The organism is Mesorhizobium sp. (genome assembly GCF_041661565.1).
In the GTDB taxonomy this organism is placed as follows: Bacteria; Pseudomonadota; Alphaproteobacteria; order Rhizobiales; family Rhizobiaceae; genus Mesorhizobium.
Genome location: NZ_JBAZUD010000157.1, coordinates 1 through 11,060 on the forward strand (window position 1 = coordinate 1; position 11,060 = coordinate 11,060).

General features: G+C 64.6%; 9 protein-coding genes. 5 read left to right on the forward strand and 4 right to left on the reverse strand.

Annotated features, from left to right (window positions below; genetic code table 11):
* The 4 genes from WC739_RS21695 to WC739_RS21710 form a co-directional block, all read right to left on the reverse strand.
* Positions 1 to 1,922: thiamine pyrophosphate-dependent enzyme (locus tag WC739_RS21695; RefSeq protein WP_372955050.1), on the reverse strand; the 1,922-nt coding region annotated here is incomplete at its 3' end.
* A 45-nt stretch (positions 1,923 to 1,967) separates the two neighbouring features.
* Positions 1,968 to 2,450, reverse strand: coding sequence for a MarR family winged helix-turn-helix transcriptional regulator (locus WC739_RS21700; protein WP_372955051.1), 483 nt, complete (start codon positions 2,448 to 2,450; stop codon positions 1,968 to 1,970).
* Positions 2,450 to 4,021, reverse strand: coding sequence for a phytoene desaturase family protein (locus WC739_RS21705; RefSeq protein WP_372955052.1), 1,572 nt, complete (start codon positions 4,019 to 4,021; stop codon positions 2,450 to 2,452). The genes WC739_RS21700 and WC739_RS21705 overlap by 1 nt, the downstream gene beginning before the upstream one ends.
* 290 nt (positions 4,022 to 4,311) lie before the next feature.
* A complete protein-coding gene (locus WC739_RS21710) occupies positions 4,312 to 5,103 on the reverse strand; it encodes a cyclase family protein (protein ID WP_372955053.1) in 792 nt (263 codons plus the stop codon).
* Between the two features lie 119 nt (positions 5,104 to 5,222).
* On the opposite strand from WC739_RS21710, the gene WC739_RS21715 reads away from it, so the two are divergent.
* The 5 genes from WC739_RS21715 to WC739_RS21735 form a co-directional block, all read left to right on the forward strand.
* The gene (locus WC739_RS21715) at positions 5,223 to 6,797 is read left to right on the forward strand and encodes a phytoene desaturase family protein (RefSeq protein ID WP_372955054.1); all 1,575 of its coding nucleotides are present in this window, start codon (positions 5,223 to 5,225) and stop codon (positions 6,795 to 6,797) included.
* Between the two features lie 112 nt (positions 6,798 to 6,909).
* Entirely contained in the window at positions 6,910 to 8,439 is a 1,530-nt protein-coding gene (locus tag WC739_RS21720) for an ABC transporter substrate-binding protein (protein WP_372955055.1), read from the forward strand.
* Positions 8,440 to 8,530: 91 nt separating this feature from the next.
* Positions 8,531 to 9,538, forward strand: a complete 1,008-nt coding sequence (locus WC739_RS21725) for an ABC transporter permease (RefSeq protein ID WP_372955056.1) — start codon at positions 8,531 to 8,533, stop codon at positions 9,536 to 9,538.
* Positions 9,531 to 10,379, forward strand: a complete 849-nt coding sequence (locus tag WC739_RS21730; protein WP_372955057.1) for an ABC transporter permease — start codon at positions 9,531 to 9,533, stop codon at positions 10,377 to 10,379. The genes WC739_RS21725 and WC739_RS21730 overlap by 8 nt, the downstream gene beginning before the upstream one ends.
* The coding region (locus tag WC739_RS21735; protein WP_372955058.1) for an ABC transporter ATP-binding protein at positions 10,376 to 11,060 on the forward strand (685 nt) is incomplete at its 3' end. The genes WC739_RS21730 and WC739_RS21735, both read left to right, overlap by 4 nt.

Genomic DNA, 11,060 nt, shown 5'->3' on the forward strand with positions numbered 1-11,060 from the left:
AGCGACTTCACCGACAGCGACGGGCAGCCGGACAGCCGCATGCAGGCGTGGTCGCCGGTGCAGATGTCCTCGTCGACGCCGAACTTTGGTTTCACCACCCGCTCGCCGCCCTTGATCGCCTTGTCGACCAGCGGCTTTTCGCGGCGCTGGCGGTTGAGCATGCATTCGGACGAGGCGACGATGACCTTCGGACCTTTCTCCTCGGTGGTCAGCGCCTCGCGCAGCATGTCCTGCATCTTGCCGACATCATAGGTGCGGTCGACATGACGCAGCCATTTGACGCCCATGCCCTTCACCGCCTCGGTGATCGGGTGTTTGGTCGACTTGGTCTTGTTGCCGGCTCGGGACGAGAGAATGTCCTGCCCGCCTGTGGCTGCCGAGTAAAAGTTGTCGACGATGACGATGACGCCATCGTTCTTGTTGAACACCGCGTTGCCGATCGAGGAGGTGAGGCCGTTGTGCCAGAAGCCGCCATCGCCGACGAAGGAGATCGAGCGGCGCTTGGCGTCGGGCGAATTAAAGGCCGAGGCCGAGGCCGGCCCCAGCCCGTAGCCCATGGTGGTGGCGCCAAGCTCAAAGGGCGGCATGATCGAGAACAAATGGCAGCCAATGTCGGAGGCGATGTGGTGCTTTCCAAGTTCCTGCTCGACCAGTTTGGTCGCGGCAAAGATCGGCCGCTCCGGACAGCCAATGCAGAAGCCCGGCGGCCGGCCAGGCACGACGTTGATCAGGTCGGCCGTGTCCACGCCGTCGCCCACTTTGTTGGGCGCGCGCACTTCGCCCGGCAGGAGATGCGGCGCCTCGGCACGCAGGAACGTGCCGATGCCATCGAGCATGACCTGGCCGGTATATTCGCCGGCCATCGGCAGATACTCCTTGCCGACCAGCCTGGTGCCACGCCCGGCCTTGTGCAGCATTGAAGCGAAGGCCTGCTCGATGTAGTTGGGCTGGCCCTCCTCGACCACCAGCACCGCCTGCTTGCCCTCGCAGAAGGTGAGGAACTCGTCATCGATCAGCGGATAGACGGCGTTGAGCACGTAAAGCGGAACATCGGTGTCGCCATAGGTGTCGGCGAGGCCGAGACGCTGAAGCGCGCGGATGACCGCATTGTACATGCCGCCCTGCATGACGATGCCGACCGAGCCGTGGTCCGAGCCGAAAAATTCGTTGATCTTGTTGTTGCGGATGAAGTCGACGGCGGCCGGCCAGCGTTTCTGCACCTTTTCCTTCTCGTGCAGGAAGGAGGCGGGCGGCAGGACGATGCGGCCGGTGTCGCGGCGCGGCGCGTCGAGCGCATCGGCAACCGTCATCGGCGGCCGCTTGTTATCCTTGGCGATGAAATGGCCATGGACGTGGCAGCAACGGATGCGCACCTGCAGCATGACCGGCGTGTTGGAGGTCTCGGACAGTTCGAAACCGTCCTCCACCGCCTTGACGATCGACGGCAGGTTCGGGCGCGGGTCAAGCAGCCAGACCTGGCTCTTCATGGCGAAGGCATGGCTGCGCTCCTGCATGATCGAGGAGCCCTCGCCATAGTCCTCGCCGACAATGATCAGCGCGCCGCCGGTGACGCCGCCGGAGGCCAGGTTGGCCAGCGCATCGGAAGCGACATTGGTGCCGACCGTGGACTTGAAGGTGGCAGCACCGCGGATGGGATAATGCACCGAGGCGGCCAGCATGGCCGTGGCGGTGGCTTCCGAGGCGCTGGCCTCGAAATGCACGCCGAGTTCGCCCAGAATGTCCTGCGCGTCGGCCAGCACATCCATCAGATGGCTGATCGGCGCGCCCTGGTAGCCGCCGACATAGCCGACGCCGCATTGCAGCAGCGCCTTGGTGATGGCGAGGATGCCTTCGCCGGAAAACTCCTCGCCGGCACCGAGCCGGAGCTTTTCGACTTCCTTGGCAAAAGACCGTTCGGCCATGTCCTGATTCCTTCCGTTACCGCCGAAGACTGGCGGCGCGTAGGTCTAGATGTCGTGCTTGCGAATGTTCTTGAGCATCTTCAAAAGCGTGGCGATGAGCGCTGCATATTCGGCGTCGTCGATGTCATCGAACATCGCCTCGAAGGCGTCATGCATGGCCGGCCAGGCGCGGGTGAACTCGGCGCGGCCGTCGTCGGTCAGGAACACGTGGCGGATGCGGCTGTCGCTCACGCCCTGTTCGCGCCGCACAAGGCCCTGGCCCTCCAGCGTGTCCAGCGTGCGGCTCAAGGTCGACTGTTCGATCACGGTGTAGACCGCAAGGTCGTTGACGGTGATGCCGTCGGTTACCGACAGCACCGCCAGCGTGCGCACCTGCGGGATGGTTAGGCCCTGCCTGCGGAAATCATTGCGCAAAGTGGCGTTGTAGCGGCCCATGATGCGGTTCATCAGATAGGGCGCGAATTGCTGCAGGCCGATCTGCCCAAGGGTCGAAATGCGCTGGCGACTTTCCCCGACCTTCTGCTCCATCAAAGCCTCCCCGCGAGGAGAAAGCCGGAACCACCGCCGAGCCCCGCGCCCGGATGGGTGGAGGCGCCGATATGGTAGAGGCCCTTGATCCCGGTCTGGTGGTTGCGGCTGGTCTTGAACGGCCGCCACAGGAAGGACTGATCAAGGGTCGAGGAACCGCCATAGGGATCGCCGCCGACAAGGTTGATGTTCATCGCTTCCAGATCGGCCGGCGAATAGGCGCGGCGCGCGATGACGCTGTCCTTGAAGCCGTCGATATGGCTGGCGAGGATTTCTTCGGCACGGTCTGCATAGGCTTCGCGCAGCGCTTCAGTCCACTGCCCGCCAGCGGGCGCCTGCAGCTTGCCGGCGGCATCGCCCTTGATGTGGCGAGGCGCCTCGGGCAGTTGCAGCCACAGGATGGCCTTGCCGGGCGGACAGCGGGACGGGTCGAGCGCATGCGGCTGGCCGACGCAAATGGTCGGCACCTCGGGCAGAATGCCGCGCGCCGCCTCGTTGCAGGCCTTCGAGACCCCATCCAATCCGGGCGTCAGGTGCAGCAGCGCGACCTTGTCGAGGCCTTCGCCGCGCCAGGATGGCGGCTTGTCGAGAGCATAGTGTATCTGGAAATTGCCTTTGCCGTAGCGATATGTCCGCGCCGCCTCGACGTCGTCCCTGGGAGCGTCGCTGCCGAGCAGCCGGCCGTAAAGCTGCGTTGGCGTTACCGAACAGATGACGCTCTTGTTCGCTGTGATGGTTTCGCCCGAGGCCAACCTGACACCCGTCGCGCGGCCGCCGGTTTGGACGATCGAAGCGACATCGGCACCTGTGCGGATGTCACCACCGCGTTCGCGGATCAGGGCCTCGAAGGCCGACAGCAGGTTTTTCGCTCCGCCCTTGACGATCGGCGCACCGGCGGCTTCCAGCGCGAAGGCGATGACCTTGGCGATCTGGCCGGAGAAGGCATCTTCCGGCCCAAGGCCGGCATGCAGCACCCAGGGCGCCCAGAGCGCGCGGATGGTTGCGGACTGGTACGTGTTTTCGAGCCAGCCGCGCGCCGGTACCAGGGCTTCGCCAAGGAAGGCGGCGAGGCCGCGCGGGCTCCGCCGCCAGGCGTCGCCGGCCAACAGCTTCGCCGTCGGATAGGACCACAGGGCACCGCCGAGCAGGCCGAACAGCAGGCCCGCATTGCGTTCGATGCCGCCGACATCGCCTGCATGGCGATCGCCGTCACCTGCCGCGATCGCGTTGAGCGCGGCGACGTTGGCGGCACGATCGGTGCGCAACACGGCATGGCTGCCATCCGGGCGCAGCACGCCGGTCGGCGTGCCGGTGTGGCAGAACTCCAGCCCGTGGCGCGCAAGATCGCCGCCCAGAGCCGCAAAGGCCGGCGAGGTGATGAACAGCACGAAGGTCGTCGCCATCACGTCATGGATGAAGCCGGGTGCGGTGATCTCCTCGGTGCGGATGCAGCCGCCGATGCGGTCGTTGCGCTCGAGGACGAGCACCTTCGCACCCTTGCCGCCAAGCATCGCCGCGCAGACCAGCGCGTTGATGCCGCTGCCGACGATGATGTGATCGGGGGCGCTCATCAAGGATTTCCTGTAGGCAGCGGGTCGGCTTGCAAGATAAGCGCTCTACGGCGCCCCCCTCTGTCCTGCCGGACATCTCCCCCACAGGTGGGGAGATCGATTGTGACGCCGCCTTTCGCCAACCGTCGGTGTTGCAGGAACAAGCGAGGCGCCAAAGCTGCCAATCTCCCCCCAAGTGGGGGAGATGTCCGGCAGGACAGAGGGGGGCGCCGTAGAACGCCAGCGCCGCCAACCTGCCTCCCTATCGCCTTGCCTGCCAGCATGATCTTCTCCCGAAGACCCATCCCGCTTTATCTGCCCGACACGAGCGCCAGCGCGCGGATGGGGCTGCCGGTGCCGTGCTCGATCTTGAGCGGCGCCGCGATCAGGATGGCGCCCTTGGGCGGCAACTGGTCGAGGTTGCATAGGCTGGCCAGGCCGTAGCGGTTGGCCTTGTGCATCAGCGTGTGCGCCGGGAATGGCGGCTCCATGCCGCCGGCCTTGCCAGCATCGGTGCCGATCGTCTCGGAGCCCCAGCCCTTGATGTCCTTGCTGATCAGGAACTGGATGGCCTCGGCCGTCGGACCGGGCGTGTGCGGGCCGGTTTCGTTGGCGTTGAGGAATTGCGCTTCCGAGCCATTGCGCTTGTACCAGTCGGTGCGCATCACCACCCACTCGCCGGCATTGATGGCGCCATGCTCGGCTTCCCAGGCCTTGATGTGGTCGACGGTCAGCAGGAAATCGGGGTCGGCGGCGGCCTCCTTCGAACAGTCGATCACATTGACAGGGCCGACGAAGTTCTGGGCCGGAATGGTGTCGGTGGCGCCGTCCGGATAATCCTTGCCGCTGATCCAGTGCTGCGGCGCATCGAAATGCGTGCCCGAATGCTCGCCGAGCTTCAGCCAGTTCCACGCCCACCACGGGCCGTTCTTGTCATAACGGGAGATGTTATGAATCTCCACCTTCGGCGTGTCGACGGCGAGTTCCGGCGGCAGCTTGATCAGCGGCGTGTCGGGCCCAAGCGGCGCCGAAAGGTCGACCACCTTGATGGCGCCTGAAAGCAGCTGGCCGGCGACTTCGCCGAGGAGTTTCTGGGTGTCCATTTTTTCCGTTCCCTCTTTCGCGATGATGATCCAGGCTCGTCTCGGCCGTTAATATCCTACTAGACGAAAACATATGCATCTGCAATTATCTTTAAGCATAAAGGAAATGGGAACGGGGCGTGAGCGAGTTCGACGCTATCTTTGTCGGAGCGGGCCACAACAGTCTGGCATGCGCCGCGCATTTGGCGCTCAAGGGCTGGAAAACCGGGATTTTCGAGCGCAACGCGACGATCGGCGGCACCGTCCAGACCCGTGAATTCACCCTACCCGGCTTCCGCCACGATTTCGGCGCGATGAATCTCAGCCTGTTTGCCGGCTCCGCCTTCCACCGGAAATATGCAAATGAATTGAAAGCGCAGGGGCTGGAATTCGCGCCGGTCGCCGACTGTTTCGCCAGCGCCTTCCCGGATGGAAGCTGGCTGGGCGTTGGCAACGACCTGGAAAAGACGGCTGCGCGCATCGCCGCTTTCTCCGCCGCCGACGCCGCGACATGGCGCCGGTTGGTTGCCGCTTTCCCCGCGGAGGCCGAGCACCTCTTCCGGGTGCTGGGGTCGCCAATGAGCGCGCGCGCGCTGGCAGGCACCGGCTGGAACCTTTGGCGCAAGAAAGGCGTCTCCGGCGCGCTTGATACTGCCCGGCTCTTGCTGTCCTCGCCCCGCGCGTGGCTGGAGGAGACATTCGAGTCGCCTCATGTCAGGGCAACGCTCGCCACCTGGGGCATGCATCTCGACTTCGCGCCCGACATCGCCGGCGGCGCCGTGTTCCCCTACCTGGAATCGATGGCCAACCAGAGCTTCGGCATGGTGCTGGGCAAGGGTGGCGCCGACACGATCATCCGGGCGCTCTCGGGCATGGTCACATCAGCCGGCGGCAAGATCGTCACCGGAGCCGAAGTGGCCGAGATCACGGTGTCCTCCGGCAAGGCGACCGGCGTGCGGCTCGTGTCCGGCGAGACCCATACGGCGACCAGGGCCGTCATCGCCGGCGTTGCGCCGAAGGCGCTGACCGGCAAGCTGCTGCCCAACGGTTCGGGCGACGCCGGCTTCGACACGGCGATGAAGAAGTTTCGCCACGCGCCGGGCACGATGATGATCCATCTGGCGCTCGACGACCTGCCCGACTGGCGCGCCGGGGCCGAGCTTAGGCGGTTCGCCTATGTGCACCTGTCGCCCTCGCTCGATGCGATGTCGCGCACCTATCAGCAGGCGATGGCCGGCCTGCTCCCGGACGAGCCGGTGCTGGTCGTCGGCCAGCCGACCGCGATCGATCCGTCGCGTGCGCCTCAGGGCAAGCATGTTCTGTGGGTGCAGGTGCGCATGCTGCCCGCCGAAATCCTGGGCGATGCCGCAGGCACGATCGCGGCTGCCCATTGGGACCAGGCCAAGGATACCTACGCCGAGCGCGTACTCGGCATCATCGAAACTTATGCGCCCGGCTTGCGCCCGAAAATCCTCGGCCGTTCAGTCTTCTCGCCGATCGACCTCGAACGCGAGAATCCCAACCTCGTCGGCGGCGACCAGATCTGTGGCAGTCACCATCTGTCGCAGAATTTCCTGTTTCGCCCGGCGCGCGGCCATGCCGGCTGGAACACGCCGGTCGGCAATCTGCATCTCACCGGTGCCGCGACATGGCCGGGCGCCGGCACCGGCGCGGCCTCGGGCTACATGCTCGCGCAACAGCTTGGCGGGAGGTAGGAGCCTCAAATTTCTAAAGGTGAAGGAGGGCAAGGCGCTGCTGCCCGAGGAGCCTGAACCAAGGAACTGACGTTGCCGCGCAAAGAAAATACAACCAACAAGGGGAACGACCATGACAATCAACAGACGCGAATTGCTCGGTTACGGTGCCGCGGCACTCGGGGTGGCCGCGATCGGCCTGCCACAGATCACCAGGGCCGCCGCCGGCGAACTGACCATCGCCTACAATGTCAACCTGCCGTCCTGGGACCCGACCACTGGACCATCGGCGGTCAACCCTACGATCCAGGGCCTCTACCAGTCGGTGTTCGACCAGTTCATCCCGCAGAAGCCGGACCTGTCCTTCGCGCCCGGCCTACTGACCGAGTGGGGCTGGAACGACGACCGAACCAAGGTGATGATGACCGTGCGCGAAGGCGTGAAATGGCATGACGGCTCGCCGTTCACGCCGGAGGACGTGGTCTGGTCGCTGCAGCGGGCGGGGGATGAAAAGACCGGCAACCCGATCCAGTTCGTCTGGAAGAACGTTACCAACTTCAAGATCGACGGCAACAAGATCACCGGCGACGTCACGCAGTTCGACCCGACCTATTTCAAGTGGATGTCGTTCCTGACCGGCTACATCCTGCCCAAGGCCTATTACGAGAAGGTGGGCGCCGAGGGCTTCGAGAAGGCGCCGATCGGCACCGGGCCTTACATGGTCGAGAAGTTCGAGCGCAACGCCTTCCTGCGGCTGAAAGCGAATCCGACCTATTGGGGCGGCAAGCCGGCGTTTGAGAATGTGACGATCAAGTTCGTCACCGACGCGGCCAGCCGCGTCGCCGAAATCGAGTCCGGCTCCTCGCAGGTGACGCTCGAAATTCCCTATGAGGAGTATGACCGGCTGATCGCCAAGGACGGGCTTGCCGGCTCGTGCAAAAACGTCTCCGACATCGGCATGATCTTCTTCAACGACATCGACGTGATGCTGGACAAGAACGTCCGCCAGGCGGCGGTGATGGCGATCGACAAGAAGCTGCTCGTCGACCGCCTGCTGCGCGGTTACGGCCAACCCATCGATACGCTGGAGACACCGGAATACACGGCTTACGATGCGTCGATCAAGGTCGAGCACAATCCTGGAAAGGCCAAGGAACTGCTCGCCGCTTCCGGCTATTCGACGGAAAAGCCGGTCAAGTTTACCATACAGACGACCAAGGGCTTCAAGCCCAAGGACTATGAGATGATCCAGGCGATCGTCGGCATGTGGCGCAAGGTCGGCATCGAAGCGACGATCGAGGTCTACGAGATCGCCAAGCACTATGAATTGCGCGCCGCCGACAAGCTGGCGCCGGCCGCCTTCTACAATTGGGGCAATGCCATCGGCGATCCGACCACCTCCACGGGCTTCGCCATGTACGGCCCGAGCCCGCATTCGGTGTGGGACAGCCAGGACCTGATCGACATGATCAACCCGCTATGGGGCGAGAAGGACGAGGCCAAGCGCATTGCCGGCTGGAAGGCGGTCGACAAATACATCGCCGAGCAGGCCTATGTGCTGCCGCTGATCCAGTATGCGCAGCCGATCGTGCATGCCAAGGGCGTCAACGTCGTCCAGCACGTGTCGGGCGCGCTGCTGGCGGCCCTGATGACCCCGGCCTGACAGCAGCCCGAGGCGTTTCGCGCGCCGTCCGTTCGACGGCGCGCATTTTTCCATCAGGCATAGGAGCCAGCGGGCTCCTGCAAAGATTTACATGCTCCTGCAACGATTCCTGATCCGACTGCTGACGATGGTGGTCACGCTGTTCGGCGTGGCCGTCGTCGTCTTCGTCGTGATCCGCGTCGCGCCCGGCGATCCGATCGCGATGATGCTGCCGCCGGGCGCCACCGATGCCGACATCGCGCGGCTGCGCGCGCTCTACGGCCTCGACAAGACCATCGTGCAACAATTCTTCATCTGGCTGTCGGGCGTCGTCAGGGGTGATTTCGGCACCTCGATCTCGCTGCGCCAGGACGTGCTTGGCCTCGTCTTCAACCGGCTGCCGGCGACGTTGGAGCTCGCCATCGTCGCCCTTGTGATGGCGGTTGCGCTCGGCGGCACGACGGCGGTCCTCGGCGCGCGCGAGCGTGGCACCATGGTCGAGGCCGGCATCGACATTGTCAGCGGAGCAGCGCTCTCAATCCCCGATTTCCTGTGGGGCCTGGTGCTGATCCTGCTGTTCGGCGTGCTGGTGCCCATCTTCGACATTTCCGGCCGCGTATCGCCGCAACTCGACCTGCCCTTCGTCACCCAGTTCTATTTGTTCGAGAGCATTCTACGCCTGCGCCTCGACCTGACCTGGGACCTGTTGAAGCACATGCTGATGCCGGCCGTCGCGCTGGCGCTGCCGCTGGCGGCGATCATCTCGCAGCTTCTGAAACAGTCGCTCAAGGAAGTGCTCGACCTCGACTATGTCGTGCTGGCACGGGTGAAGGGGTTTTCGGAAACGCAGGTGATCCTGCGCGAAGCGCTCAGGAACGCGGCCTTGCCGACGCTCACCCTGGTCGGTGTGCAATTCACCTTCCTGATCGGCGGCACGGTCATCGTCGAGCGGCTGTTCTCCTATGAAGGTCTCGGCAACATGGCGATCGACGCCGTCATCAACCGCGACCTGCCGCTGATCCAGGGCATCGTGCTGGTCTTCGCGCTGCTGTTCGTGCTGATCAATCTCACCGTCGACATGATGTATGCGCTGCTCAATCCGAGGCTGCGCCATGGATGAGGGCCGCATTTCAAGACATGGCTCGGGCGCGAAGCTTTGGCTGGCGGGTGGCTGGCTGCTGCTGGCGCTTCTGGCAGCGATCCTGGCGCCACTGGTCGCGCCGCAGGATCCGCTGGCGCAGGATTTGATGCTCGAGCGGCTACCGCCGTTCTGGATGAGCGGCGCCGAACCCGGCTATTGGCTCGGCACCGACAGCCTTGGCCGCGACCTGCTCTCGCGGCTGATCTTCGGCGGCCGCATCGCCTTCATCGTCGCCTTTGCCGCCGCCAGCGCCGCGTGCCTGGTCGGTTCGGCGCTCGGGCTGGTGGCCGGCTATTTCGGCGGCTGGGCCGACCGCATCATCTCGCGCATCGTCGATGTCTGGATGGCGTTTCCCCCGGTCCTGTTCGCCATCCTCCTGGTCGCGGTGCTGGGCACGGGCCTGAGTTCCGTCATCCTGGCCATCGCCATCATCGACTGGACTCGCTTTTGCCGGGTGATCCGTGCCGAAGCGATGGGCCAGTCGCGCATGGACTATGTCGAGAACGCCCGCATCGCCGGCTATGGCCGCGTCGGCATCATGCTGCGCGAAGTGCTGCCCAATGTGGTGCCGTCGATCGTGGCACTGCTGTCGCTGGAGATGGGCATCGCTATCATCGTCGAGGCGATCCTGTCCTTCGTCAATCTGTCGATCTCGACCGACGACCCGACCTGGGGCGGCATCATCGCCGAAGGCCGGCTGTCGATCCATCAGGCCTGGTGGGTGCTGGTGTTTCCGCTGATCACGCTGATCCTCACCGTGCTGTCGTTCAGCCAGTTCGGCGAGGCGCTGAAGACGCGCTTCGACCCGGTGCTGCGATGAACGCCTGTCTCGACATCGCCAATCTGAGCGCCGTGCTGCCCAACGGCCAGCGCGTGCTGCGATCGATCTCGCTCACCGTGCAACCCGGCGAGGTCCGCGCCCTGGTCGGCGAGAGCGGCGCCGGCAAGACGATGATCGGCAAGGCGGTGCTTGGCGTCTTGCCGTCCAGCGTGCGGATTGTCGAAGGCGACATGAGGCTTGAAGGCGAAGACCTCGGCAAGCTTGGGCCCAAAGCACGACGCACGTTGATCGGTGCCCGTACCGCGCTGATCCCGCAGGACCCGCTGACCGCGCTCAACCCGTCGCGCCGCATCGGCCCGCAGATGACCGACCGTCTGGTCCGCATTCTGGGCTGGAGCGGCCAGAAGGCAGATGCCCGCATCCGCCAGTTGCTGGACGAGGTACAGATCCGCGACCCCGAGCGGGTGCTGAAAACCTATCCGCACGAACTCTCCGGCGGCATGCGGCAGCGCGTGCTGATCGCCGCCGCTTTCGTCGCCGAGCCAAGGCTGATCGTCGCCGACGAACCGACCACGGCGCTCGACGTCACCGTCCAGAAGCAGATCCTGCGGCTGATCGCGCAACTGCAGCGTGAGCATGGCACCGCGATCCTGTTCGTCACCCATGATCTCGGCGTCGTCGCCAAGATCAGCCAGAAGGTCTCGGTGCTCTATGCCGGCA